We start from the raw sequence: 23,354 nt of genomic DNA on the forward strand, positions 1-23,354 counted from the left end.
CTGTTTTTAGGCACTTTTATCTATTTAGGCCTTTTGACCCAACACAAAAAGATGACGACTGTTCGGGGCAGTCGTCATCTCACGGAAGATGGTCGTAGTCTTTACGCGCCGACGCGTTCGAGGATGCGTGCGAGCGAGAGTTCGTCGGTCGAAGCGACGATGAGGTCTGCATGACCAAGCATCGATTCTTCCCCGACGGCGACAGCAAACATGTTTGCCGCTTTGATTGCAGTCACGCCTGCGGCTGCGTCTTCAACACCGATGGCATGTTCGGGTTTCACGCCAAGGGCAGAGGCAGCCTTCAAAAACACTTCGGGATGTGGTTTCGATTCGGCGACAGTTGCTGCATCGACAATGTGATCGAAGTAATGACGGACACCAAGTGCGTCTACGACCGCGAATGCGTTTTTAGAAGCCGAGGCCATTCCGATTTTGAGACCAGCCTCTTTGATTTCATCGAGGAATGAAATGATGCCCGGCAACAAATCGTCTGAAGAGATGTGTTGAATGAGTTCAACGTAATGCTCGTTCTTCTTCTGTGCGAGTTCCGCTTTCTCATCCGGTGTGAAATCGTCCTGTCTCCCACCGAGCGCGAGGATGCGCTCGAGCGAGTCCGTCCGACTCACGCCTTTTAACGTCTCATTGAACTCGCGGTCAAACGGAATATCGAGCTCTTCTCCGAGTTGTTTCCAAGCGAGGTAATGGTACTCCGCGGTGTCAGTGATGACACCGTCCAAATCAAAAATGACTGCTTCAATCGTCGACATACATGCTTTCCGCCTTTCCTTCTAATGTTTCTGTCGTCAGACTACATTAAGGGAACTTGACAAGTACCCGTTGCACGATTGGTCATTGATGCAAACGGTTGCACTTGTTCGATTTCTATTATAAATGAAAAAGCCATCATCATGCAACCGCTTTCGCAAAAAAATAAAAAAGCAGGAGAAGCATTCGCCTCTCCCACTGCTTACAACTGGATGCCGACGACTTTCACGTTGACCGATAGCGGTGTCATCGCGAGCATCGTATCCATGTCTTGCGTGATGCGTTCTTGTACGGCTGTCACCGTCTTGACGATCGATTGACCGTAAGCGATGTAGAGCGACAAGTTGATCGTGACGCCTTCTGACGATTCGTCGACTTTGACGTGCTTCATGAGCGCACGCTCCGACAGTTTCGTATCTTCTTGCGTGAACGACACGTGTTTCGTCTCTTTGACCGCGACTGCGGCGATCATTTCGACGACGTGACGTGAGACGTTGACGTCTCCTTCTGTGCTATGCATTCCATTTTCGTATGGCATGGTGTCACTTCCTTAACTCTAGTTTCGCTTCCCTTTATAAAGTGTAGCGGAAAACGTCCGTTTAGAAAAGGGTTTACGGTTTTGCATCTTTCACATCTTGGGCACGGCGGACGTCGATCTCGACGAGCGGCTTCAATAGCTTGACGACCGGCGGGCTGATGATCAATAGGACAATCAAGAAGGCGACACCGAACAAGACGAGCAATTGGAGCCATGACGTCGGCATGAACCCAGCCGGCACGAACGCCTTCCAGGCGACGACGAGGAAGACGTGCACCAAATAAATGTAGAGACTGTACTTTCCGGCCCGAGTGATGACCGGTAGCTCGCGCCCCGGGATGATGAGTGCGAAACTGATCGCCATGAGGATCGATACCGTATAGACAATCAAGAAGGCGAACGGTCCGCTCCAGATCGCCTCCGGCACCGCCGTCTCATAGGCGAACCGGAACTTGAACAAGTTACCGATATGATAGAACGCGCTCTCGTTCTGAAGACTCATCGAGGCGAGCAGCCCGAGCGTGAGCGCCGTGAAGACGGCAAATCCGCCGATCCGATACCGGTTCCGTTGCTCGGCCCGCTTCGGCAGTTCGAAGAAGTTCATCGTGTTCCGCGCGCTCATCCAGTTCCCGATCAAGAAGAACGGATAGAACATGATGACTTTCCGCAGGGCGAAGAAGCCGGTCGATTCAGCTTGGAAGCCGAACAAGAGCGCGAATAGGAGCGCGTACAGCACGTATCCTTTCAACTGGGTCACATACGGGGTGATGACGTACCAGATGATGATCGCCATCAAGTACCAGAGCGCCCAATACGGCTTCAATAGAATCAGTCCCGGGTTCTCGAGCGACAAGAGCGGGATGCCCTCGGTGAAGGCAAACCATGAGCCGAGGATTACTTGCCAGATGACGTAGACGACGAACAGCTGGATGACGCGCAAATAGCGGTTCTCCCGGAAGAAGTAACCGCTCAGCATAATGAATAACGGCATATGGAACGTGTATAAGAATAAATAGACCCATTTCGGCAAGATGTCGTCGTAAGCACCGCGCACGTCCGTCAACAAGTGACCGAACACGACGAGCAAGACGAGCACGCCTTTAATATTATCGTACCAATGATTTCGCATGTCTTTCCCTCTAGTTCTCTGTTAGTTTTCTGATTGTACTCTCTTTTTTTGCCTCATTCATCATAGCCGATTTTTTGAACGGGTGAAATTACGTTTCCACAAAAAAATGATGACGTCACTGTCATCATTCCCCGGATTTGCCCTTCGCAAGCCGAAACGTCAAGAAATCTTCATCCGACAGCATGTTTCAAGCGTATTCAAATAGACGAGAGTGGGTACAGTATAGTATAGTAGTCTTACCAAATAATCAGAATATTCTAATAAAAGGAGGTGTGGAGAATGGCTTCCGTCATTCGTAACCGTCACCACATGGTACATGACCCGAAACGTTCATTCTCTAACTTCGGATTTTGGTGGTTCACCGGCGCCTTTTCCGTCGGACTGCTCATCGTCGCCTTCGAACCGATCCGGGAACGATTCACTGCCATCCATCCGATTCTGTCCGTGCTGTCCTTTGTGTTCCTTTCGTTCTTCATCGGCGTCGCCATGAAACTCGCGCGTGACGTCTGGTGGCTCAACTACCTGCTCGAACGCACATCGAACCGATACATGTACATCGGGGCCGACACGCTCCGTAGCTGGCAGTACACGCTCGACTCCATCTGGTTATTGACCCGCACGTCACAAAAAAAGCTCGGCCGATTGTATATCCAAATCGACCGAACTGTCCGTTCTGAAGAGGCGAAGCGTCTGTTCGCCGCCTATTTGATTGATCGTGGTGTGCTTGTCGTCTACTCGAGACCATCGAAACCGAAGAAGATGGCTTAACCGAGATACGGCGCCAGCCAGGTCTGTGCTGCCTCGACTTCTTCCATACGCAGCTCGTGCCCGCCTTCGTGATAGAAGAGTTCAACGTCCGCTCCGGCACTTCGGAGCGTCGATGTGAGCTCTTCTGTTTCTGTTTTCGGGCAAATCGGGTCACGCTCCCCGGCCGAGATGAACACGTTCGCCCCCGTAAGGTCTGGCAACGTGAGTGAACGGTCGGGCACCATCGGGTGGAACAAAAGGGATGCGTGGAACGCATTCTTCCGGTAAAGCGCCGATCCGATCAAGTTGGCCCCGTTCGAATAGCCGAGCGGGATCATCTGGTCGCGGTCGATGCCATATTCCGCCGCCGCATCATCCAAGAACGTCAAGAACCGTTCCGTCTGCTGCTTCAAGTCCTCGAGGTCAAGGACCCCTTCCGCGTGACGGCGGAAGAAGCGAGACATGCCGTTCTCGAGCACGTCCCCGCGGAGCGTCAAAATGTTCGCCTCGGGAGCGAGTCTTCGTGCGAGCGGAATCAAGTCCTGCTCCGTCCCCCCTGTGCCGTGCAATAAAACGAGTGTCGTCTCGGTCGTGCCTTGAATGAATTGATGTATCATGTCATATCTCCTCTCGGGATTGTAATCGTCGGTAACGTACGGGTGATCGCGTCACGGTCTTGTTCGAACCAGGCCGGGAGCTTGAGCGTCGAGCCGAGGCCCTCCAAACTCTCATCAATCAAAAAGCCGGGCGCATCGGTCGCCAGTTCATGAAGAATTCGGCCAGCGTCATGGAAGTAGACCGAGCGGAAGTAGTGGCGCTCTTTCACTTCGGTCGGACGGAGCCCGAGCTCGAAGATGGCGTCTTGCCACGTCGTGTAGTCTTCCCCGTCGCCAATACGCCACGCGATATGATGGACCGTCCCCGAACCGGGCACCCCGTTCGGCAGGATGGTCTTTTTCACGTCGATGACGTTGCCGTAGTCGGCAGAGGCTTGTAGGCGAATCCATTCTGAATCTTCCCCTACCGTCTCAAAGCCAAACAGTCCCGTCAACAAGCGGACCGTCGCCTCAGGGTCTTTCGACAACAGCGTCGCTCCGGCAAAACCGGTGATTGCTTCAGCTGATGTCACGCCCGGCACGACCCAACTCGTCTGTTTCGAACTCGCCCGGGCGACGAGCTCGACGACGAGTCCGTCCGGGTCTTCAAACAAGAGCGACGGCTCGATGAACCGTTCGGTCGCGACCGTGCCGACGCCATGGTCGTTCAATCGTTTCTCCCAAAACAAGAGACTGTCTTCCGGGACGAGATAAGCCGTGACCCCGACTTGTCCGCTTCCGACGCTGCCTTTACCGATCCCTGGAATCGGGAAGAACGTGATGACCGTCCCCGGTGACCCTTGCTCGTCCCCAAAGTAGAAATGGTACGTGCCCGGGTCATCGAAGTTGACCGTCTGTTTGACGAACCGGAGTCCGAGGACATTCCCGTAAAAGTCTAATGTGCGTTGTGGGTCTTTCACCATCGCCGAGATGTGATGGATACCCGCTGATTGCTTCGTCATCTCATGTCCTCCTTTTTATTATCTTGATTTCAAGATAAATCATTTTCGAAGAAATGTGAAACTTTTTGCTCAATATGGCGTACGCTAATAGTAGACACCTATAAGGAGGTACATATATGACGTTACAAATCGATCGTGTGTCAAAACAGTTCGGTGACTTCACCGCTGTCGACGACTTGAGCTTCCACGTCCCGAAAGGCGAGATGTTTGGCCTGCTCGGGGCGAACGGGGCTGGCAAGACGACGACGTTCCGCATGATTCTCGACATTCTAAAACCGAGTGACGGGACGATCCTCTGGGACGGCCGAAAAGTCGACCGCCGCATCGTCGGCTATCTGCCGGAAGAACGGGGCCTCTATCCGAAGTCACCCGTCCGGGACCAGCTCGTCTTTTTAGCAAGCTTGAAAGGAATGCGCCAAGCCGAGGCGAAACGGGCGGTCAAGTCATGGCTCGAACGACTCGAAATCCCGCAGTATGAGAAGATGCGCGTCGAACAACTGTCCAAAGGGAACCAGCAGAAGATTCAACTCGTGGCCGCCCTGCTCCACAACCCGGAGCTGCTCATCCTCGATGAACCGTTCAGCGGGCTCGACCCGGTCAACGTCGAGATTTTAAAACGTGAAGTGCTCGCCCTCCGTGACGCCGGGACGACGATCGTCTTCTCGAGTCACCGGATGGAACACGTCGAGGAGCTATGCCAACATATCGGCATCTTGAAAGGCGGCCGCGCGGTCGTCAGCGGCGACGTTCCGACGATCAAGGAACGTTACGCTGAACCGGTGCTCTTTATCGAAACGGACCGACCTGACGTGCTCCAAGCCCTCCCGGTCGTCCGGGCGATCGAGCCGCATAAAGACGGCCATTTCGTCCGACTCGACTCATTCGACGACAGCGATGCGGTGCTCGGGGCCCTCGTGGCGAACGGGGCCGCCATCAAGACGTTCATGCGCCAACCCGTCTCATTAAACGACATCTTCATCAAGGAGGTCGGTCAACATGTTTCATAACTTCGGACCACTTTACTCGTTCACGTTACGCTCGAAGCTACGCTCAAAGGCGTTCCTCATCTCGACGTTGTTGACGATCCTGTTCATCCTCGGCTTCACGAATATCGACCGTCTGCTCGCGAACTTCGAGGATACCGACCAGGCCCAAGCCATCCTCGTCACTGAAAACAGCGAACTGACGACGCTCATGCAGTCGCTCGGTTATGAGGACATCGAATCGTCCGCGATCTCCGAGTCCGAAGCGCGCGCTGGGCTCGATAACGGCGACTATGAGATCGTCGCCTTCATCGAGGGCGATTCGGCCCGCGTTCTATCGGAACGTCCAGAACCAGACTTCACGACGGTGTTACAGACGGCACTCCGCGAAATCCGGAACGCCGAACTGATCGAGACGTCGAACATCGATCCGGCCGTCCTCGCGGCATTGAATGAGCCTGTCACGGTCGAAGAATCGTACCTCGGCCGCGGCGGTGAGAACTCGGACGAGCTGTTCTCGTCGTTCGCCTTCGTCTACGTCATGCTCATGTTGCTCTACGTCTCAATCATCACGTACGGCTCGATGATTTCGACCGAGGTCACGACCGAGAAGTCGTCACGCGTCATGGAGCTAATTATCTCGACGACGCATCCGGTGACGCACATGCTCGCCAAAATCTCGGCCATCGGGACGCTCGCGTTGCTTCAAATCGCGATTTTCCTCGGCTTCGGGTACTTCAGCGCCCGCAGCAACGAGATGGCCCAGTCGGTCATCGATAACGCCGGCAACGTCCGGGCCGTCGTCTATCTGTTGACGTTCTTCACGCTCGGCTACCTGCTCTATGCGGCCATGTTCGCCGTGCTCGGCTCACTCGTCAGCCGGGTCGAAGAATCGCAACAGATGACGATGCCGGTCATCATGCTGCTTGTCGCCGGGTTCCTCGCCGCCATGTTCGGCTTGAACAACCCGGAAGCACCGATCGTCACGATTTTGTCGTACGTACCGTTCTTCACGCCGATGCTCATGTTCCTTCGTGTCATGCTCGTCGATGTGCCGGTATGGGAAGTAGCGTTGTCGATTGGCATCATGATTGCCACGATCGGTGTGATTTTGTGGGTCGGCTCGAAATTTTATCGCGGCGGAGTCCTATTCTACGGCAACAACGCGATTAAACAATGGCGACAAATATTACAGAATCGACAATAACGTTTACAGCATTTTCGTTTTCGTATACTCTAAAGAATGTGCAAAATGAGGAGGAAACGAACAATGCGATCACGATTACTCGCAGCTTTAATCTTTACTTTCATGACGACGCTCACGACGTTCATCTGTTATACCGTCTTCTTGGACGCCGATGCGCTGTGGCAAATCTTGCTCGCATATGCGGGAAGCACGTTCCTCGGGACGCTCGCTTTTTGGTATCCGGTCAGCCGGCGTCCAGAGACGTCGCGGTTCGGCGGCGCGTGGATCGGCATCTTGATCACGACGACGACGCTCATCGGATTCACCGTGATCCGCTTCACCGTTCGCGGTGACGCCGCGTCCTTACTCGACTGGCAGACGATGCTCGCGAGCCTCGCCTACACGTTCGGTTACGTCGGTTGGGTGCTCACGATTCTCAACATCGTGCTCGGCTTCCTACTTGCCGGGACACGACCGAAAGTAAGATATGACGCACGTTCTGTGCGCTGAACGACAGAACGGCCACCCAAATGGGCGGCCGTTCTTTTTTATGCTCGATACCAATCCCAAAATGAAGCACCTTGTGCCACAATCACATAGTCCAACCATTGCGAAAAGTTGAAGGGAAAACGATGTAATTTAGCGCCCTCTTCATCAAAGCTCAAAAATTCTCCAATCCACATCCGATTGTCCGTCTCACTTATGTATTCACAAACCATCCATTCTCCGTCACGCCCCGCCCCTATCGGTAGAAAACGCGCCGGACAGTCCCATAATTGTTGGTGCTCAAGGATGTCCTCGATCGAGAACAATTCGATTGCTCCGCCGTATTCCGGGTCTTCGAACAGTTTGGCACCGTTCTGTTCGGTTAACCATGCACGGACCGCTGCCGGTGTTTCTTTCGGCAACCGCTCTAACTCCGTCGCAGTAGCTGGACCGTTGAAGGAGAATGTCAGTTGATTCACGTATCCTTCTTCTAACTGGACATCGAGCCGGTTGTTCACCAACCGTCGTTTCAGTACTTGAACAGCAATCATCACATTGTTCCTTTCATCCATAATGAAAAACCGTGGTCCCCCACGGCCCTCACTGCAATTTATACGATTTATCGACGACCCCGAACTCTGTATATTGGAACGAGTTGTCGACGAACTGGTCCGGTACGAGCTGCTCGATATAGCGAGCGAACGGCACGATCCGATGCGTCGGTTCGTGCGAGCGTCCCAGGTCGAGCACAGCATCGACGAGCGCCTCGAGCGCATGATGTGTCGTCGGTTCCTCGTCTTCGGCGAAGATGCGACGGAGTTCTTCCTCATGCATGAGGTCGAAGATGCGCATGCGTGCCTCGAGCTGCCGCTGCATGTCCTCGGTCGACTTGCCGTGCATCGCCTCATCATAGGCGAGCTTCATCTGCTCGAGCTCCGGGACCGTCCCTTTCATGAGCACTTTAAGCGACTCGCCCGTCCAAATATGGCGGGCCAAATAGTTCGCGTCGATCTTGAGCGCCTCGGCGAGCGCCTCTATGTAAGGCATCGTCGGGTAGACTTCACTCAGTTCGGTCCGGCGAATAAAGTACGGGGCGACGCCAATGCGGTCGGCGAGTGCCTCGACCGAGATGCCGGCCCGCTCACGTAAAATTCGAATCCGATCCCCATATCCCCGATACGGTGCGTTCTTTCCATCCATGTCTCTCTCCCCCTCTCTTCTTAGTATAGTTCCCGAATCCATAAAAAAATACTCGGAAGCGTATGCCTCCGAGTAAAATGTTCAACTTATTTTTTCGTCAATTCGACGACTTCTGAAGAACCGGCTGTGACCGTGTCGCCTTCAGCAACGAGTTTGTTCACGCCAAAGCTGTCGTGGTTCGTGATGATGACTGGTGTAATCGTCGACGGCGCGTTCGCTTTGATGAAGTCGAGGTCGAACGTGACGAGCGTGTCGCCAGCTTTAACCGCTTGACCTTCTGTCACGTGCGTTTCGAAGCCTTCACCTTTAAGGTTGACCGTGTCGAGACCGATGTGAATCAAGTACTCTGCACCGTTGTCAGCGTTGATCCCAATTGCGTGTTTTGTCGGGAAGACAGTCGCGATTGTACCGTTGACCGGCGAGACGACTTTGCCGTCTGTCGGTTCGACGGCGATGCCGTCACCCATCATTTTTTGCGAGAACACTTGGTCAGGAACGTTTGTGATGTCAATGACCTTCCCTGTAAGCGGTGAAACCGCGTTAAGTTGTTCTTCTTTACCACCAAATAGTTTTTTAAAGAATCCCATAGCTTAATCCCTCCAACATGTTCTGTTAATCAAAGTCTTAGCTTTTATACCCGAAAAGCTTCCTCTTCAATCCCTACCCTATAAACGGTATAGTTGTAATAAGGTAGTGCGAATTCGTTTACACATCGTAAGAATACGAGTGTGCAACCGCTTTTGCAAGCCCTTTTTACACTTTATAAAAATTTCACATGATGGAGGCGCTTACAATGACGACTTTCACAAAATTGTCATATGAACGGCCCGACTTGGACGCTTTGAACAGCCGCTTGTCGGACTATTCAGTCGAATTGCAACAAGCGAGCACACTCGAAGAGGCGAACGAATTGATTCGCCAAATCAACCAGGAACGGAACGCGTTCGAGACGCAAAGTCAACTCGTCGCAATCCGCCACTCGATCGATACGCGTGACGCGTTCTATGAGGCCGAGCAGACATTTTTTGACGACGCGTTACCGGTTTACGAGAAAGAGGTCCAAGCGTATTATCGCGTCTTGACCGAGCACGACCTGCGGAGCCAACTCGAACAGGAATGGGGCAGCCAATTGTTCGAACTCGCCGAGCGCGCACTCAAAACGTTCGAGGAGTCGCTCATCCCGAAACTGCAGGAAGAGAACCGATTGGCGACCGCCTATCAGAAAGTCATGTCGGCGGCCCAAATCGAATTCGACGGCAAGACGCTCAACTTGTCCCAGTTCGGACCTTATCTACAATCTCCTGACCGCTCGCTACGAAAAGCGGCATCCGAGGCCCGTTATACATATCTGGCCGACAACGGAGACGAACTCGACCGCATCTACGGCGAACTCGTCCGCGTCCGGACCGACATCGCGCACGCGCTCGGCTTCCCGTCGTTCGTCGAGCTCGGTTACGCCCGGATGCAACGTGTCGGCTATGACGAGTCGAACGTCGACAACTTCCGCAAACAAGTGCGCGACGTCATCGTCCCGCTCGCGACGACCTTAAAAGAGAAGCAGGCGAAACGGATCGGTGTCGACACGCTCACGTACTACGACGAGTCGTTCGTCTTCCCAGACGGCAACGCGACGCCACAGGGCGACGAGGCGTTCATCATTGAAGGCGGGAACACGATGTATCGTGAACTCTCAAAAGAGACGGACGAATTTTTCCAATTCATGCAACAGCGCGGCGCCCTCGACTTGACGGCGAAACCGGGCAAGGCCGGCGGCGGTTACTGCACGTACCTCCCGTCGGAAGGTCTGCCGTTCATCTTCTCGAACTTCAACGGGACGGCCGGCGATATCGACGTGCTCACGCACGAGGTCGGTCACGCCTTCCAAGTTTACGAGAGCCGTCATTTGACGACGCCGGAATACGCGTTCCCGACTTACGAGGCGTGTGAGATCCACTCGATGTCGATGGAGTTCTTCTGCTGGCCATGGATGGAACTGTTCTTCGGCGATCAAGTCGACAAATACAAGTTCAATCATTTGGCAGGAAGCATCACGTTCCTCCCGTACGGCGTCCTCGTCGACGAGTTCCAGCACGTCGTCTACCGCAACCCTGACATGACGGTCGCTGAGCGTCGCCAGGCATGGCGTGACCTTGAGAAGGTGTACTTGCCGCACCGTGACTATGAGACGAACGACTACCTCGAGACAGGCGCTTGGTGGCACCAACAAGGACACATCTTCCAGAGCCCGTTCTACTACATCGACTACACGCTCGCGCAAGTGTGCGCCTTCCAATTCTGGGTGCGCATGCATGAGGACCGTGAGGCGGCGTGGAGCGATTACCTCACGCTCTGCCAAGCCGGCGGCAGCCGCTCGTTCCTCGAGCTCGTCGAATTGGCCGGTCTCAAGTCGCCGTTCGAGGACGGCGTGTTGAAACAGACGGTCGGACAGATTGAAGACTATCTATTGAAACACCCATTAGCGAACTAAAACGAACCCACTCACGTCAGCGTGAGTGGGTTTTCGCGTTCCAGCCCGAGCATGGCGCCGACGTATTGCGAGGCCGTCATGAAGGCGATAAAAGCGCAAAGTTCACTGATCTCGGCATCCGTGAAGACGTCTTGGAGCACACGAATTGATGAGGCCGGCATGTCGCCTTTCAGTTGTAAAAATACATCGGCGAACCCAACGGCGAGTGCCGTCCGTTCGTCGAACATATGCGGTTCAGGCTTTCCTTTCGCCTGGCAGTAGTCACAGCCGTTTTGTTGGGCGAGCGTCCGTCGTACCTGTTCTTTCAACTCGGCGGACAGTCTCCCCTCGCCCGTTAACGTGTCTCCGAGCGCTGACCACTGTCGCATCACGCCCTCGTCATGCCCAATCAATCGTTCAAACGGCGTCTTTCCGATGACAGCTGGTTGGATTCGACTCATTTCAACACCTCCTGTATATAAGTATAGAAGGTGATTACAGTGTTTCCCATTTCATTCATAACGGAATCCAGGTACAATACATGCCATATAATACGAAAAAAAGGAGAATTCATTTCATGCTAAAAATCGACGATATCGACCGTCTCCTCTTACATGAACTATCAAACGACAGCCGCCTCTCGATGAGCGAACTCGGGCGCCGCATCAATTTATCGGCTCCGTCCGTCGGCGAACGCGTCCGCCGGCTCGAGTCATTTGGCGTCATCAAAGGCTACACGATTGATATCGATCATGAATTGCTTGGTCGACCGATTCAATGTCTCATCGAGGCGACCGTGAAGAACGGGAACTATGAGGCGTTCACTCAGTTTTTGGGTCAGCAGTCGAACGTGTCATTCTGTTATCGCATCTCCGGGAGCGCCTGCTATATGCTGAAGATGCAATTCGCGACGTTCGCCGAGGCCGAGCAGTTCATCGATGCGGCCATCCCTTACGCCCAGACCGTTACACATTTCATCTTCTCCGAGGTCAAGACGCAACAACAGGTGAGCCTGTGAGCCCACCTGTGTTTTCAAATCACATCTAATGGTTCTTTTTGGCTCGGTGGCGGGAACGCCTCGTCGAGCGCATTAAAGTCGTCCTCGGTCAAGTTGAGGAGCAACGCCGCGCCGTTCTCTTCGACGTGCGCTTTCTGACCCGCTTTCGGGATGGCGATGACGTTTCCGCTCCGCACCGTCCACGCAAGCAAAATTTGGGCCGGCGTCGCACTGTACGCCTCGGCGATCCGGTTCACCGTCTCGTCGTTGAAGACTTTCTCTTTCACGTCGCTGCCTTCCGCGAGCGGGGCGTAAGCCATCATCGGGATTCCTTGCTCCTGTAAAAATGGCAACAAATCGTATTCGACGCCGCGGCTGCCGAGATGATAGAGCACTTGGTTGACGGCGCAATGTTTCCCCTTCGGCAAGGCGAGCAGTTCTTTCATGTCGTCGACATCAAAGTTCGAGACACCCCACGCTCGGATCTTACCGTCCGCCTTCAACTGTTCGAGCCCGTCGACCGTCTCCTCGAGCGGGATGTTCCCGCGCCAATGCAGGAGATATAGATCGAGGTAGTCCGTACCAAGCCGTTCTAGCGTGGCGTCACAAGCTTGGACGAGTTTGTCGCCCCCGGCGTTATGCGGATACACTTTCGAGACGAGGAACACGTCTTCCCGCCGGTCTTGAATCGCTTCACCGACGAGCGACTCCGATTTCCCTTCCCCGTACATCTCCGCCGTATCGATGACGTGCAACCCGCAGTCGAGTCCCGTCCGGAGTGCCTCGATCTCGGCTTCCCGTTTCGATTCGTCTTCTCCCATGCGCCATGTGCCTTGCCCGAGGGCCCTCATTTCACGCCCGTCTGGCAATTCAGCCACGTGTTGTTTCAGTGCCGCCAAAATTAATGTATGTGGAATGCGGTTCATGCCATCTCCTCCTTCGTCCATTGTTCATGTAACGGCCCGGTCGTCCCAAAGACGGGATCGGTCGCCGGTTTGTCGACTCGTTCGATCCGTTGCACACTGTCCGGCCGTTCTTCCGGTTTCCCTGTCAACGTGTCATAATCGCGTCCTTCCGGATAGGCACCGACGATGGCAAAGTCTTCACTCGCCTCGAGACGGCGATGTCCCGTCCCGGCCGGCAAAATCAAGACGTCTCCTGCTTGAAGCGAGACGAGGTCCCCGGTCGCACCGCCAAGTTGGACGGTCGCCCGGCCCGACTTCACGCCGAGCACTTCATGCGTATTGCTATGGTAATGGTGATAATCGAACACCCCGTTGACCCAGCTGTTGCCCCAACCGTTATGTTCGAACGTCTCTTGCATGCCGTCCGTCTCGTCGAACACGCCTCGGTATAAAAGCACCGGAAAATCTGGATTGTTCGGAATCGAACCGTCGTCTTCAAATCGATATGTCTTCATATCCATTGTCATCCCCTCCTTTGTCTCTTGTGACTGTACCCGACATGAGGCAACAAAAAACGGCTGCTCGGCACGAGCAACCGTTTCGTCAGGAAATCACGTCTTCCCCAGGCACACATCATATTCAAAATCGGTTGGAAGTATTATCCCAGTCCCCATTTTCCCAGCAACAAGTGCTCAGTGATTGGCACGATTCAGGTCAGACTCAATTTCAATTTGGGGTATGACCCAGACGAGGTCATCGAGGAGCTCGGTGAATCATTTCTCGCCGCTCTCGTAACACAAGCACATCAAAAAGACACTTTCCATTGTGGAAGTCGTCACTTGCGTTACAGCCAATGGCTCGGCCGCGTGAAAACGGGCGCCAGTCTCGTATGCTGGTCCCCGTTCATCGCGTTCACTTGCATCTGTGTCAAAAACAGACTGTCGGTTAACACCGCTCCTCGCACGTCGAGATCTCGTACGTCGGCCCCCATGAAATCGACATAGGACAGGTCTTGCCCACGTAAGTTAGCACCAATCAACAAGGCGCCTCGGTAACACGTTCCTCTCACGTCATGCTTGGTCACGTTTCGTCCAATCAAATCGGCACGGTCTTGCTCGTGTCGTGACGTCAACGTCAGGCCGCCCAGTTTCAGTCCTTCCGCACGTATGTGCTGACTGAGTCGGACGAACAACGGGCGGGCCTGTTGTCGGAATGCCATCAGCGCCGTCCCGGTCAACTGTTCAGGCGCTAACTCACGGAATGACAGCAGTTCTTCCAATAGTGTCTCGAGTAACCGAGCATCGTGCTCTGGGATGTCCCGGCTCAGGATGTCAGTGATGTAGAGCAGCAACTCGTGGACTTGGCTCATGATTGGCACTATCGCGAACATGCGCGGCCCATCGACCTTCCCCTCTCGCCAGCTTCGTCCGTGAAACGTCACTTGTGACACGAACTGCCCTGCCCCGAGACAGTCATACACCGTACATCCTTTGAAGCCCCGCTCGCGCAGTTCGGAATGGATGTTGCAGGCATACGAATCTGCCAAATGGACACACGGCTGTCCTGCCGGTTTGTCCATCGGGAAATCCTCAGATTTCAAGTAGTGGAACGCCACACAACAGAGACCGAAACAATTCGCACAATCCGGTTTGAGCGATTCACGCAACATATGTAAATCGGGCATCGCCATCCATTGTCACTCCTTTCTTGTATGTCTTGACTCTATACATACAAGTATAAAGAATGTCCCTATTTTTCCATAGCCTCTATTCAATCAATCAAGGTTGCCTTCATCCTTTTCCCCATAAAGCAGTTGCTCCCTCGTTCGCCTTTTCTGTTGTGCCTCGGATATTTCTTTGTAAAGCGCAATCACGGCATCGAACGAGCTTTCGACGTCGATTCGTTGTTCCAACAGTTGATCAACATAGAATCCGTGACGCAAATCTTCAAGGTAGAGCTCCGCTGCTTGATCGAACATCATCTCAAACTGCTCTTTTGCGTCTCGAATCTCATCATGTGGTTCCCTATCCGTCAAAAGCCGCTGGTCGAAAGGGTCTGTCGATTGAATGAGCTCGTCCCACGCTTCAGGCGACAGTCTGGCTTTCCAATAATCATAGCCCGATTCAAAGCGTTGCAACGGTTGACCGGATGGAAACGATTTTTCGGCATATGCTTCGTACAGTTTCTTCCAATGTTCGAAAAACCAATTGATCATCGCCATGTCCCAGTCCATGAATATCTCTGATTTGTCATGTTCGACATATTGGACCCTTCCGCCTTTATACGTCACCTCATAACGAATCGTCCCTTGAATGGACTCGTCGCGATAAAACATGTCATCGCGATACTCCATATCATCTAAATCAAGGTTTGCTGGCTTCTGATACGCTTCGAGTGCACTCGCAAGCGATTGGACAACTCCTGTCGTCAGATTGGTGAACGTCACTTCAATTCGCTCGATGGTTCGGGGTGTCTCGATGATTCCTTCGTTGTAACAGACGGCCAAGACGAGCGGTCGTAGGCTCTCCGTCGAATCGGGAATCGCCATCCATTCATGCAGTAGCGGGTCATGGTAATACCCCGCTTCGATTAACGCTTCTGTGTTGTGGGCATCATTTTCAATGATTGAATACAACAGAACGTCAAGTGGTTGAACTTCACCGTATGGGATTATTCCATAGAAGTTTTCCTCGATCTCGTCACCCGTCCGGAAGTCCCGACCGCTCCACCACTCCACGACAAAACGCCATCGCTCGACGAGCCACCATACCCACTCACCGCCGTTCATACCGGTTTGCCATTCATTCCGTTCATAGGCGACCCACTCGTCTTTATCGTACGAAACGGACTGAGTGGTCCCGTCTTGGTAGCGGACCTGATAGGTGAAGATGCCATGTAACGTGTCTCGGTGAAGCAAAGAACAAGCCGATTCATTCATAAACAGCATGAAATCGATGAAGTTCACCGCTTCCTCAGACCCTGCCTCTTGAAACCATAGCTCAATCGATTCAATGACTCGTGCTTCCATCTATAGTCCGCCTCCCCGTTGCTTGTACTAACGCATACAAAAACCAACCCGCTTTCACAGGTTGGTCCGTTCGTTCAGTTCACTTTATTCTCGAGCTGTTGCAACTTCGTCGAATAGTACTCGATGATGTCGCGGCGCCGGATGATGCCGATGAAATACTTCCCGTCATCGACGACCGGCACGAAGTTTTGATCCGTGATCGCATCGACGAGCTCCTCGATTTGCGCCGTGATGGCGACCGGCTTATACCGTACGCGTTGCTTGATGTCTTTCAGGCGTGTCCGGAGCACTTTTTCGTAGTCTTCTTCCCCGCGAAGCTGTTCGGCGAGTGCCCAGAGCAAATCCCCTTCTGTCATCGTCCCGGCGTAAAAGCCGTTCTCGGATACGAGCGGCACCGAGGTGAAGCGATGATGTTTCATCTTCTCGAGCGCTTGACGCACCGTCGATTCCGGGTCTAAATATTTGACGTCTTCTTTCGGATATAAAAAGAAAGCGATATTCATGTACAATCTCTCCTCAATCTAAAAATCCACCTCTCCATTGTACCATGTATTAAGGTCTAGTCAGCACAAATTGACCATCTAAATGTCATCCGTTCTAGCAAAAGGAGGCTTATTTCTTTTTTCTTGTGAAGCGTTTCCAGACGAGCTGTTCGAATTGTGTGAGAACACAAAAACAGGCACGGTCCCGAGCGGCTTTTCCATAGCCATCCTTGACCGTGTGACGAACACCAACGACTCTATGTCAAAACCTCGACATACAGCAAACTTGTTCAATCTCAACTCGAACAAAGTGCTTCATTTTAGCTATACCCGTGTACAAGTCGTTCTAGCCTCAAAATCCGTAACAAACATGCTACAGATGGCCATCAAAAAAAGCCTAGGAACGTCCTAGGCTTGTCACACACTCAAATAAATCCGAGCAACGTCTTGTTGAACTTGTCCATCTCGTCGAGGACGGTACCGTGACCGCTCTCCTCGAACCGCTCGATGCGGGCGTTCGGGATGCCTTTTTCCATCTCGAGCGCGAACTCGAACGGACAAATCTTGTCATGGACGCCATGGATGATAAGCGTCTCGACATTGACTTTCGGCAAGTCCTCGCGCAAATCCTCATCACGGAGTGCTTTCGCCGAAGCAATCGTCCCGTGACTCGACGCGACGAGCGACAGATGATGGAACCAGTTTTGCATCGGTTTCGAATGTTCTTTCTCGAAGAAAATCTCACCGAACCCTTCGAGCATCTTCGGACGGTCTTTCAACGTATCCTCAATCAACGCGTCGACCTCGGCTTGCGTCATCCCGTACGGATAGTCCGGACGTTGCGTGAACACTGGTGCCGCTGCGCCTGAGAGGACGAGTTTCTTCAACCCGTCATCCGGGAAATCGACGGCGTAACGGATGGCGATGGCCCCGCCCATCGAGAAGCCGACGAGTGTGAAATCTTTGATGCCAAGCCCGTCAACGACCATGTGCACGTCCGACGCCATCGTCGCATAGTCATAACCTGTCGCCGGTGCATCCGACTTGCCGTAGCCACGATAGTCGATCCCGACGTAGCGATAGCCTGCTTCGAGCAACGCATTCTTTTGATACTCGAACATGTTGTTGTTTGCCGGCCAGCCGTGCAAGAATACGACGGCATCGCCTGTCCCGACGTCTTCCACGTAAATACTCGTTCCATCATGTGCTGTAATATAGTTCCCCATTGGTCAAAACCCCCAGTTGGATTGTTGAGCGGCGTGCGTGTTTGCCCACAACCCACTTTTTCCCGTTTGACCGAAGTGGAAACCTGTCAACTGTCGCGCCAGAGCGATTCGGCTTTCAAGACATGCTCAATCGCCGCCGCTCCTTCGCGTAATACGGACGTCCGCCACGACTCATCTTCCGGATAAAACATGGCCATGAATTCTTTTTGAATGCCGTTGCGGGCTTCCGGGTCTTTCGTTCCTTCAAAGTAGAGCCGGTTCTCGAGAATAATTGTCAAGAACTCGCGAATCGTCGCTTTCGTCGACGTCCCGAATGTCCCGAACTCGAACAACGCCGAGACGAGTTGTTTGTCCGGATAGTGCGTGTCCCGTACGTAATAGAAATGGTTCGTCGAGTCTCCGAGGACGTCGGTCGGGTCATACGTCTGGATATTTTTCAGTCCGTATGTCCGCTTCAGTTCGTCCGCATCACGCCCGTCCCGTTCACTGATGACCATCGTCACTTCGTTCGTCGGACCGAGCGCCGTATGCCAATCCATGTGGACGACGCGGTCATAGCGATCGAGCAGGTCATGTTGAATCTCCTTCAAAAAGATGGCGGACGGCTCATCCGACTCACCGCCATAATAGACGCCTTTCGGGAACTGATATTGTCCCATCCCTTTCGCCTCGGTCATCGCCTCGAAGCCGTCGAGCTTGATACCAGAACCGAGGAACGAGTAGATATGTTCGCGCGATTCATGGTAGTCATCGATGACGCCGTCCGGGACGAACAAGTGCCGCATGACTTCATACTCTTTATTGACGTTACGCGGGAGTGATTCCCGGTCGATGACGTAGTTCCGGTTCAAGTCGACGTTATGTTCATTGACGCGGCGGAAGTGCTTCATCCCCCACGGATTGACCGCATGGATGAGACAAATTCCCGTCGACTCATGCCGAAGATTTTCGAGCTGCGTCTCGACGAACTGATGCGTCACGGCGGCACCGGCATACCCTTCGATGCCATGCTCGCCGATTGTCATGAGGAGCACCGCCTCGCGTGACCCCGCCGGCTCACCGATGATCAAGTCGATCGTGTCCTCGCCGATCGAGTGGGACATCACGCGGGCCGTCGGATAATAGGTTTTAACGTTGTCGAGTAAGGCGAGAAACTTCTCACGCGACTCTTCGTATGATGATGAAAAATAATGACTCATGGTGATTCCCTCCATTCTAATCTTCTGTACCCCATTCCCATTCCAGACCAGACTAAAAACGCCTCCATGGCGGAGACGTTTTCTAAATTTAGTGGGCCCCGGCTTTCGTCCCACGGTTTTGACGCCGGAACTCGAACAAGTAGACGAGCGGAGCGAGCAGAACGGCGCCGAACACCCAATACGCGCCCGGGCTCACAAACAACATCTCGAACGCCCGGAAAAACCAGGCAACGAGCGAGAAGCCGACGACGAGTTCGGCCGTCCAAATGACACTACGACGAACAGCGAGCGTGAGCGTGTTCGTTTTTTGGAAGAGGGCCGCGAGAAAGGCGATCAAAAAGGCCGGGAAGCTACTGAGCCAAAGCATCCGGTTCATCGTGGACTCGGCAAAATACGTGTTGCCGACTGATACCGTGATCACATAATGCGCAACGAGCACCAATAAGACGACAATCCAACCCATGAGGACGTCATGTTCCCATTTTTTCATCATTCTCCCTCCGTTCCACACAAAAGAGCTACCCTTATATTTACCCGTTTTGCGAACACTTCGGACAATTCTGCGTCAAAAAAGACGCGTCCCATAAGGAACACGCCAGATTATTTGTCCATCAAGTGACGGGCCCATTCGGTCGCCCGCTTGAGCTCTCCGTCTTTGAGTGGTCCTTCTTTATCAAGGACGATGAACGACTCTTTCAGCACCGGTTCCGCTCCTTTTTCGAGCAGTAACTGCTCCATGCGGGTCGAGGCGTGACCGAACCATTTGACGATTTTCCCGACGAAAAAGCCTTGATCTTCTTCGGCCATACTCGTATCGAAGGCTGCAGCTCGCGTACCACGCAGCGCATGGTCCGACAAGCCATCGAGAAACGTCTTCACGTCCTCGGTCTCGCGCCCTCCGTGAGTCGGCGAACCAACGATGAACAAATCAAGGTTGGCGAGGTCGCCGTATCCGACGTGGCTGATTTGCATGATGTCGACGCGGTGTAAGTCGCTGAATCCGTCCTTGATGGCATATGCGACTTTTTCGGTACACCCGTACATCGAGTCAAAGATGATGAGAATTTTCATACAATCTCCCTCCATTGTGCGAAAGCTCTACGTATCTATATATGACTCTTCCCTTAATGAACGAGGCCTCATCATGGATTCAGTTAATTTTTATGTCTTTTCTTCACTCGTGTAGACACAAAAAGGACAGCACCAATTCCAAACACCGCATACGCAACCTTATCCAGATGGTCACGCATGCTGAACGGGGCGTCATGCCGATACTCGGCCCGCTTCCACCCAGACCCACCCTCGACCGCAAGGACGTCCTCCATCGCTTCCCCGTTCACTTTCCGATATGTTGTCCCAACCGGATACATGTTCGAGGCGTCCCCATAATAGCTGCCATCCATATCGTCGGCCATCGTCTTGACCTCGCCGACGACTTCTCCCAAGTCAGCCTCCAATACGGCGACATCCATCACTTCATACACCCGTCCGTCCAACACGACGAACGCATACGCCCACGACAAAGCTTGAGCCGACAAAGAGACAGACAGAAGGAGCAATACTAATCCGATGACGCGTCTCATCGAATCGCCCACACGAACGTCGCCGAGTCACTCAGATCAATCTCATCCGGCTCAAGTTCCGGCATCGCCGCCTCCGAGAAGAGAACCTCGTCATGGAGCGTGAGACGAGTCGGCGAATAAAGATGAAGCTCGCCCCATGTGTAGTCGATTTGAAGCAAGTCACCGAGCGTCGCCCCGGCCCCTTTCGCCAACAGTTCGGCCCGATGACGCGCGTTCGCCGCCGCGCTCGCGAGCAATTCGTCTTGAATCGAATCCGCGTCTTTGATCGTGAACGAGATGGACAGCTTCGGCTCGGCTAGCGAGTTGCTGACATGTTCGATGACCGCTGATAATTGTTTCGTATCGAGCGGAAACTCGAGTTTCGTCTTCTGCTGACAGACGTAACCCCGGAAACGGGATTTATAGTTGCCTTGTTTGTCCCGATAGCTCTCATAGTCGGTGTCGATCGAGAAGTCGGTCGTCTTTAAATCCGTCTTCGCAAAGCCGGCCTGTTCAATCGCTTTTTGCAGACGTGTGACGGCGATTGCCGCCCCGTTCATCGTCTCTTCGTAACGGACAGCCTTCGAGGTCAACTCCATTTTCACGACAATCAAATCTGGTTTAGCCAATACTTTTCCCGTTCCTTTGACAGTGATGGTGCGATCCATATGATGTCCTCCTTCTGATTCAAGAAATGCCGAACCCCCCTACCCGAAACCTGATTTCGCGAAAGTTTTCCTTCATCTCAAAGCTTCCTTGTTTCTTCACCTACTGGATTATTTTCTTTGTGATCACTTTGAGTCAGCCTTCCCTTCAATCATGTCTTTCCTGTCAATGACACCACGAGTCCGATGAGATAGCCGAATGCAGTACCTGCCGCGATTCCGTACACCAATTCAAATCCAAATAGGAGCGAACTGATGATGCCAATCCCAGCTCCAAACACCAGTCCGAGTCCTACACCCGACGCTTGCCAATTCTGCTCTGTCATCGTAGTCCCCCCTCTCTTCCATATCTTCTTCCCGTTAACGGAACCGTTCCATCATAAACGCTTCTACGTCATCGAGTGTTTCAGCGCCACGTAGCGACGGATAGGCATCTCGACTGAAGACGAGTCCTTCGTCCGTGTTCAAGAACATGTACCGCTCACCGTCCGGAAATCCGTAATCACTCACATCCATCACTTGAAGCGTGGCTTCGTTTTGTGACCAGATGTGTGACGCTTCGTGTGGAATCGGCATAAAAATCCCTTCCATGCCGAGGCGAAGTTCAGAGATGACGTCCGCATCCGACTGAAGCACTTCAGAACCGGCACCGGCAACCGTGAGGACTTGAATCGTTCTGCCCGGCTCGATTTCGCCCCGATAGACGTCTGTCACGTCAATCGTCACAATCGACTGATATTCCGCTTGTCCATTGAAGTCGAGTTCGATGTGGTCAATCTGCTTCACGACGCCTCTCACCACGGCGGGATTCCATTTCGAGAACAGCTCGTCCTCACTCATCTCGGCAAGGTTTGCCGACGACATCCTGACATCGATGTCATCTTCATCGATATAAGCGACCGACATATTGCTCGAGCTGTCCGACAGCGGAATCAATTCTTTAAAACCGTCCCATGTCACGACAAAGAGTGTGACAGCGGCGGCTGCCACAAGACCACCCATCCAATGCCAATGTCTCCGCTTTTTGGCTTCAACCACCATCGATTCCTCGACGAACCGGTCATCGACGTCCCCCATCAAACGCGTGAGCCGATCTCCGTTCATAGCGCCACCCCTTCCGCTTCGAGCATTTGTTTCAAGTCGTTCCGAGTCCGAAGCAGCACCATCTTGACCTTGCTCTCACTCACCTGGCGCATCTTCGCGATGTCTTTAATCGATTGAAAGTGAAAGTAACGCCCCATAAAGATCTGCCGGGTCTCTTGCGGCAACTGGGCCAAAAAGTCGTTCAACAACTCGACGACTTCTGAATCGGTCGCGACGGAGGAGGCGAGACAGTGCTCGAGCTCACTGACAATGAGCGGGACTTGTCCCGCTCCGCGCTTCTTCGCGTTCGTTTTCTCATACTTATGGAGCGAGACGTTCCGGACAAGCTTCGCCAAATAGGCGGCGAGCCGCGCTGGACGTGTCGGCGGAATCGCTTGCCACGCCTTCATGTACGTATCATTGACACACTCGTCCGCGTCCTCCCGGCTATGCAAAATGTTATAAGAAATCGTACGACAATAGCCGCCGTACTTTTGCGCCGTCGCCTCAATCGCCCGCTCGGAACGTTGCCAATACAAATCGATAATCGCTTGATCGTCCAATCGAATCCCCCTCTCGATGTACTTACATCTTTATAGACCGGAAATGAAGTCCATCGGTCACAACTTCTGTAAAAGTTTTTTAGATCGGCTCTTCACGGCCGGGCTTCCCGTCTCGCATTGCGACTCGAGCAAGGTTTTCAGGTCGTCACGGAAGCGTGAATGCACGGCGCTCAAGTCGAAGATCGCCTGCAGAGCGTTGACGATGACGATGGCGCTCGTCCCCGTGTCAATCCAATCGGTGAGCACGTGAACGATGCCGGACGCCTCTTCCTCTGTCAACGTCATCCGTGGCATGAGTTGGGCCAAGTGCCACCTCACTTCTTGTTGGGTGACAATCTGTAACTGCTCGAACAAGGACGCCCGATGAGCTCGAAGCAGCTTTGGATGGCGGCGGGTCACTTTCTCCATCGCGTCCGCACTCCGCATCCGAACGACGGGACGGTCATCGGTCAAGCCGGTCATCAATTCGCTGAATCGGTCCGGGTCGTTCCCGACGTAAGCGACGACCGCATCGACATGACCAACCGAGCGCAAATCCCCACCACTCAATACTTCTCGGATGTCCATTCTCCCACCTCTTTCTTC

Annotated in this window: 30 protein-coding genes; 6 read left to right on the forward strand and 24 right to left on the reverse strand. The window is 53.3% G+C overall.

Annotated elements, in window-relative coordinates:
* Positions 1-101: 101 nt before the first annotated feature.
* The 3 genes from pgmB to KNP74_RS03665 all read right to left on the reverse strand — a co-directional run bounded on the left by pgmB (position 102) and on the right by KNP74_RS03665 (position 2,432).
* On the reverse strand, positions 102-767 hold the full coding sequence (gene pgmB, locus KNP74_RS03655; RefSeq protein ID WP_138859026.1) for a beta-phosphoglucomutase: 666 nt from the start codon (positions 765-767) through the stop codon (positions 102-104).
* Between the two features lie 200 nt (positions 768-967).
* Positions 968-1,285: an Asp23/Gls24 family envelope stress response protein gene (locus KNP74_RS03660; protein ID WP_251127521.1), complete on the reverse strand. Its 318-nt coding sequence runs from the start codon at positions 1,283-1,285 to the stop codon at positions 968-970.
* Between the two features lie 91 nt (positions 1,286-1,376).
* Positions 1,377-2,432 (reverse strand): acyltransferase family protein, encoded by a 1,056-nt coding sequence (locus KNP74_RS03665; protein ID WP_138859025.1) that lies wholly within the window; start codon positions 2,430-2,432, stop codon positions 1,377-1,379.
* A 279-nt stretch (positions 2,433-2,711) separates the two neighbouring features.
* Here KNP74_RS03665 and KNP74_RS03670 point away from each other — a divergent pair, with 279 nt between their 5' ends.
* Entirely contained in the window at positions 2,712-3,200 is a 489-nt protein-coding gene (locus KNP74_RS03670) for a hypothetical protein (protein ID WP_034778666.1), read from the forward strand.
* Here the strand turns inward: KNP74_RS03670 and KNP74_RS03675 are convergent.
* Both KNP74_RS03675 and KNP74_RS03680 read right to left on the reverse strand, forming a co-directional pair.
* Positions 3,197-3,796: an alpha/beta hydrolase gene (locus KNP74_RS03675; RefSeq protein WP_214763407.1), complete on the reverse strand. Its 600-nt coding sequence runs from the start codon at positions 3,794-3,796 to the stop codon at positions 3,197-3,199. The genes KNP74_RS03670 and KNP74_RS03675 overlap by 4 nt on opposite strands.
* Positions 3,793-4,737, reverse strand: a complete 945-nt coding sequence (locus KNP74_RS03680; RefSeq protein WP_214763409.1) for a VOC family protein — start codon at positions 4,735-4,737, stop codon at positions 3,793-3,795. The genes KNP74_RS03675 and KNP74_RS03680 overlap by 4 nt, the downstream gene beginning before the upstream one ends.
* 116 nt (positions 4,738-4,853) lie before the next feature.
* Between KNP74_RS03680 and KNP74_RS03685 the strand changes: the two genes are divergently transcribed.
* The 3 genes from KNP74_RS03685 to KNP74_RS03695 all read left to right on the forward strand — a co-directional run bounded on the left by KNP74_RS03685 (position 4,854) and on the right by KNP74_RS03695 (position 7,416).
* Entirely contained in the window at positions 4,854-5,744 is an 891-nt protein-coding gene (locus tag KNP74_RS03685; protein ID WP_214763410.1) for an ABC transporter ATP-binding protein, read from the forward strand.
* Entirely contained in the window at positions 5,734-6,927 is a 1,194-nt protein-coding gene (locus tag KNP74_RS03690; protein WP_214763411.1) for an ABC transporter permease, read from the forward strand. Before KNP74_RS03685 ends, KNP74_RS03690 begins: the two co-directional genes overlap by 11 nt.
* A gap of 63 nt (positions 6,928-6,990) precedes the next feature.
* Positions 6,991-7,416, forward strand: coding sequence for a hypothetical protein (locus KNP74_RS03695; RefSeq protein ID WP_214711662.1), 426 nt, complete (start codon positions 6,991-6,993; stop codon positions 7,414-7,416).
* Between the two features lie 38 nt (positions 7,417-7,454).
* Here the strand turns inward: KNP74_RS03695 and KNP74_RS03700 are convergent, their stop codons facing one another.
* From KNP74_RS03700 to KNP74_RS03710, 3 genes are all read right to left on the reverse strand, one after another.
* Positions 7,455-7,943, reverse strand: coding sequence for an SMI1/KNR4 family protein (locus tag KNP74_RS03700; protein WP_214763413.1), 489 nt, complete (start codon positions 7,941-7,943; stop codon positions 7,455-7,457).
* A gap of 49 nt (positions 7,944-7,992) precedes the next feature.
* The gene (locus KNP74_RS03705) at positions 7,993-8,592 is read right to left on the reverse strand and encodes a helix-turn-helix domain-containing protein (RefSeq protein WP_214763415.1); all 600 of its coding nucleotides are present in this window, start codon (positions 8,590-8,592) and stop codon (positions 7,993-7,995) included.
* 86 nt (positions 8,593-8,678) lie between these two features.
* Positions 8,679-9,179, reverse strand: coding sequence for a PTS sugar transporter subunit IIA (locus KNP74_RS03710; protein WP_029594982.1), 501 nt, complete (start codon positions 9,177-9,179; stop codon positions 8,679-8,681).
* Positions 9,180-9,385: 206 nt separating this feature from the next.
* On the opposite strand from KNP74_RS03710, the gene KNP74_RS03715 reads away from it, so the two are divergent.
* Positions 9,386-11,080 carry a M3 family oligoendopeptidase gene (locus tag KNP74_RS03715; protein WP_214763417.1) on the forward strand — a complete coding sequence of 565 codons (1,695 nt, stop codon included), beginning with the start codon at positions 9,386-9,388 and terminating at the stop codon, positions 11,078-11,080.
* 11 nt (positions 11,081-11,091) lie between these two features.
* On the opposite strand, the gene KNP74_RS03720 is transcribed toward KNP74_RS03715, so the two are convergent.
* Positions 11,092-11,520 (reverse strand): carboxymuconolactone decarboxylase family protein, encoded by a 429-nt coding sequence (locus tag KNP74_RS03720; RefSeq protein WP_214763418.1) that lies wholly within the window; start codon positions 11,518-11,520, stop codon positions 11,092-11,094.
* A 116-nt stretch (positions 11,521-11,636) separates the two neighbouring features.
* Between KNP74_RS03720 and KNP74_RS03725 the strand changes: the two genes are divergently transcribed.
* The gene (locus KNP74_RS03725; RefSeq protein WP_214763420.1) at positions 11,637-12,077 is read left to right on the forward strand and encodes an Lrp/AsnC family transcriptional regulator; all 441 of its coding nucleotides are present in this window, start codon (positions 11,637-11,639) and stop codon (positions 12,075-12,077) included.
* A gap of 14 nt (positions 12,078-12,091) precedes the next feature.
* Here the strand turns inward: KNP74_RS03725 and KNP74_RS03730 are convergent, their stop codons facing one another.
* From KNP74_RS03730 to KNP74_RS03800, 15 genes are all read right to left on the reverse strand, one after another.
* Positions 12,092-12,982, reverse strand: a complete 891-nt coding sequence (locus tag KNP74_RS03730) for an aldo/keto reductase (RefSeq protein WP_138859013.1) — start codon at positions 12,980-12,982, stop codon at positions 12,092-12,094.
* Complete coding sequence (locus KNP74_RS03735) at positions 12,979-13,482, reverse strand: cupin domain-containing protein (protein WP_214763422.1); 504 nt, start codon at positions 13,480-13,482, stop codon at positions 12,979-12,981. The genes KNP74_RS03730 and KNP74_RS03735 overlap by 4 nt, the downstream gene beginning before the upstream one ends.
* A gap of 323 nt (positions 13,483-13,805) precedes the next feature.
* Positions 13,806-14,651: a pentapeptide repeat-containing protein gene (locus KNP74_RS03740; RefSeq protein ID WP_138859011.1), complete on the reverse strand. Its 846-nt coding sequence runs from the start codon at positions 14,649-14,651 to the stop codon at positions 13,806-13,808.
* Positions 14,652-14,735: 84 nt separating this feature from the next.
* Positions 14,736-15,989, reverse strand: a complete 1,254-nt coding sequence (locus KNP74_RS03745; protein WP_214763423.1) for a hypothetical protein — start codon at positions 15,987-15,989, stop codon at positions 14,736-14,738.
* 74 nt (positions 15,990-16,063) lie between these two features.
* Positions 16,064-16,492, reverse strand: a complete 429-nt coding sequence (locus KNP74_RS03750) for a CBS domain-containing protein (protein WP_021066516.1) — start codon at positions 16,490-16,492, stop codon at positions 16,064-16,066.
* Positions 16,493-16,896: 404 nt separating this feature from the next.
* The gene (locus KNP74_RS03755) at positions 16,897-17,697 is read right to left on the reverse strand and encodes an alpha/beta fold hydrolase (protein WP_131472910.1); all 801 of its coding nucleotides are present in this window, start codon (positions 17,695-17,697) and stop codon (positions 16,897-16,899) included.
* Between the two features lie 86 nt (positions 17,698-17,783).
* The gene (locus tag KNP74_RS03760; protein ID WP_214763425.1) at positions 17,784-18,896 is read right to left on the reverse strand and encodes a M14 family metallopeptidase; all 1,113 of its coding nucleotides are present in this window, start codon (positions 18,894-18,896) and stop codon (positions 17,784-17,786) included.
* Between the two features lie 88 nt (positions 18,897-18,984).
* On the reverse strand, positions 18,985-19,386 hold the full coding sequence (locus tag KNP74_RS03765) for a hypothetical protein (protein ID WP_214763427.1): 402 nt from the start codon (positions 19,384-19,386) through the stop codon (positions 18,985-18,987).
* 110 nt (positions 19,387-19,496) lie between these two features.
* Positions 19,497-19,967, reverse strand: a complete 471-nt coding sequence (locus KNP74_RS03770) for a flavodoxin family protein (RefSeq protein ID WP_240731303.1) — start codon at positions 19,965-19,967, stop codon at positions 19,497-19,499.
* Between the two features lie 83 nt (positions 19,968-20,050).
* Positions 20,051-20,479 carry a hypothetical protein gene (locus KNP74_RS03775; RefSeq protein ID WP_131471938.1) on the reverse strand — a complete coding sequence of 143 codons (429 nt, stop codon included), beginning with the start codon at positions 20,477-20,479 and terminating at the stop codon, positions 20,051-20,053.
* The gene (locus KNP74_RS03780) at positions 20,476-21,126 is read right to left on the reverse strand and encodes an SIMPL domain-containing protein (protein ID WP_131471936.1); all 651 of its coding nucleotides are present in this window, start codon (positions 21,124-21,126) and stop codon (positions 20,476-20,478) included. Before KNP74_RS03780 ends, KNP74_RS03775 begins: the two co-directional genes overlap by 4 nt.
* Positions 21,127-21,275: 149 nt before the next feature.
* Positions 21,276-21,449, reverse strand: a complete 174-nt coding sequence (locus KNP74_RS03785) for a hypothetical protein (RefSeq protein ID WP_165569434.1) — start codon at positions 21,447-21,449, stop codon at positions 21,276-21,278.
* 34 nt (positions 21,450-21,483) lie between these two features.
* Positions 21,484-22,227 carry a hypothetical protein gene (locus KNP74_RS03790; RefSeq protein WP_214763429.1) on the reverse strand — a complete coding sequence of 248 codons (744 nt, stop codon included), beginning with the start codon at positions 22,225-22,227 and terminating at the stop codon, positions 21,484-21,486.
* Positions 22,224-22,769, reverse strand: coding sequence for an RNA polymerase sigma factor (locus KNP74_RS03795; protein WP_214763431.1), 546 nt, complete (start codon positions 22,767-22,769; stop codon positions 22,224-22,226). The genes KNP74_RS03790 and KNP74_RS03795 overlap by 4 nt, the downstream gene beginning before the upstream one ends.
* 57 nt (positions 22,770-22,826) lie before the next feature.
* Positions 22,827-23,336, reverse strand: coding sequence for a hypothetical protein (locus KNP74_RS03800; RefSeq protein ID WP_214763432.1), 510 nt, complete (start codon positions 23,334-23,336; stop codon positions 22,827-22,829).
* Positions 23,337-23,354: the final 18 nt, after the last annotated feature.

The organism is Exiguobacterium sp. s141, assembly GCF_018618085.1.
In the GTDB taxonomy this organism is placed as follows: Bacteria; Bacillota; Bacilli; order Exiguobacteriales; family Exiguobacteriaceae; genus Exiguobacterium; species Exiguobacterium mexicanum_A.

Bases quoted from the DNA above. Each gene is read 5' to 3' on its own strand.
- pgmB (WP_138859026.1), bottom strand. From the start codon at position 767: ATGTCGACGATTGAAGCAGTCATTTTTGATTTGGACGGTGTCATCACT.
- KNP74_RS03660 (WP_251127521.1), bottom strand. From the start codon at position 1,285: ATGCATAGCACAGAAGGAGACGTCAACGTCTCACGTCACGTCGTCGAA.
- KNP74_RS03665 (WP_138859025.1), bottom strand. From the start codon at position 2,432: ATGCGAAATCATTGGTACGATAATATTAAAGGCGTGCTCGTCTTGCTC.
- KNP74_RS03670 (WP_034778666.1), top strand. From the start codon at position 2,712: ATGGCTTCCGTCATTCGTAACCGTCACCACATGGTACATGACCCGAAA.
- KNP74_RS03675 (WP_214763407.1), bottom strand. From the start codon at position 3,796: ATGATACATCAATTCATTCAAGGCACGACCGAGACGACACTCGTTTTA.
- KNP74_RS03680 (WP_214763409.1), bottom strand. From the start codon at position 4,737: ATGACGAAGCAATCAGCGGGTATCCATCACATCTCGGCGATGGTGAAA.
- KNP74_RS03685 (WP_214763410.1), top strand. From the start codon at position 4,854: ATGACGTTACAAATCGATCGTGTGTCAAAACAGTTCGGTGACTTCACC.
- KNP74_RS03690 (WP_214763411.1), top strand. From the start codon at position 5,734: ATGTTTCATAACTTCGGACCACTTTACTCGTTCACGTTACGCTCGAAG.
- KNP74_RS03695 (WP_214711662.1), top strand. From the start codon at position 6,991: ATGCGATCACGATTACTCGCAGCTTTAATCTTTACTTTCATGACGACG.
- KNP74_RS03700 (WP_214763413.1), bottom strand. From the start codon at position 7,943: ATGATTGCTGTTCAAGTACTGAAACGACGGTTGGTGAACAACCGGCTC.
- KNP74_RS03705 (WP_214763415.1), bottom strand. From the start codon at position 8,592: ATGGATGGAAAGAACGCACCGTATCGGGGATATGGGGATCGGATTCGA.
- KNP74_RS03710 (WP_029594982.1), bottom strand. From the start codon at position 9,179: ATGGGATTCTTTAAAAAACTATTTGGTGGTAAAGAAGAACAACTTAAC.
- KNP74_RS03715 (WP_214763417.1), top strand. From the start codon at position 9,386: ATGACGACTTTCACAAAATTGTCATATGAACGGCCCGACTTGGACGCT.
- KNP74_RS03720 (WP_214763418.1), bottom strand. From the start codon at position 11,520: ATGAGTCGAATCCAACCAGCTGTCATCGGAAAGACGCCGTTTGAACGA.
- KNP74_RS03725 (WP_214763420.1), top strand. From the start codon at position 11,637: ATGCTAAAAATCGACGATATCGACCGTCTCCTCTTACATGAACTATCA.
- KNP74_RS03730 (WP_138859013.1), bottom strand. From the start codon at position 12,982: ATGAACCGCATTCCACATACATTAATTTTGGCGGCACTGAAACAACAC.
- KNP74_RS03735 (WP_214763422.1), bottom strand. From the start codon at position 13,482: ATGGATATGAAGACATATCGATTTGAAGACGACGGTTCGATTCCGAAC.
- KNP74_RS03740 (WP_138859011.1), bottom strand. From the start codon at position 14,651: ATGGCGATGCCCGATTTACATATGTTGCGTGAATCGCTCAAACCGGAT.
- KNP74_RS03745 (WP_214763423.1), bottom strand. From the start codon at position 15,989: ATGGAAGCACGAGTCATTGAATCGATTGAGCTATGGTTTCAAGAGGCA.
- KNP74_RS03750 (WP_021066516.1), bottom strand. From the start codon at position 16,492: ATGAATATCGCTTTCTTTTTATATCCGAAAGAAGACGTCAAATATTTA.
- KNP74_RS03755 (WP_131472910.1), bottom strand. From the start codon at position 17,697: ATGGGGAACTATATTACAGCACATGATGGAACGAGTATTTACGTGGAA.
- KNP74_RS03760 (WP_214763425.1), bottom strand. From the start codon at position 18,896: ATGAGTCATTATTTTTCATCATCATACGAAGAGTCGCGTGAGAAGTTT.
- KNP74_RS03765 (WP_214763427.1), bottom strand. From the start codon at position 19,386: ATGAAAAAATGGGAACATGACGTCCTCATGGGTTGGATTGTCGTCTTA.
- KNP74_RS03770 (WP_240731303.1), bottom strand. From the start codon at position 19,967: ATGAAAATTCTCATCATCTTTGACTCGATGTACGGGTGTACCGAAAAA.
- KNP74_RS03775 (WP_131471938.1), bottom strand. From the start codon at position 20,479: ATGAGACGCGTCATCGGATTAGTATTGCTCCTTCTGTCTGTCTCTTTG.
- KNP74_RS03780 (WP_131471936.1), bottom strand. From the start codon at position 21,126: ATGGATCGCACCATCACTGTCAAAGGAACGGGAAAAGTATTGGCTAAA.
- KNP74_RS03785 (WP_165569434.1), bottom strand. From the start codon at position 21,449: ATGACAGAGCAGAATTGGCAAGCGTCGGGTGTAGGACTCGGACTGGTG.
- KNP74_RS03790 (WP_214763429.1), bottom strand. From the start codon at position 22,227: ATGAACGGAGATCGGCTCACGCGTTTGATGGGGGACGTCGATGACCGG.
- KNP74_RS03800 (WP_214763432.1), bottom strand. From the start codon at position 23,336: ATGGACATCCGAGAAGTATTGAGTGGTGGGGATTTGCGCTCGGTTGGT.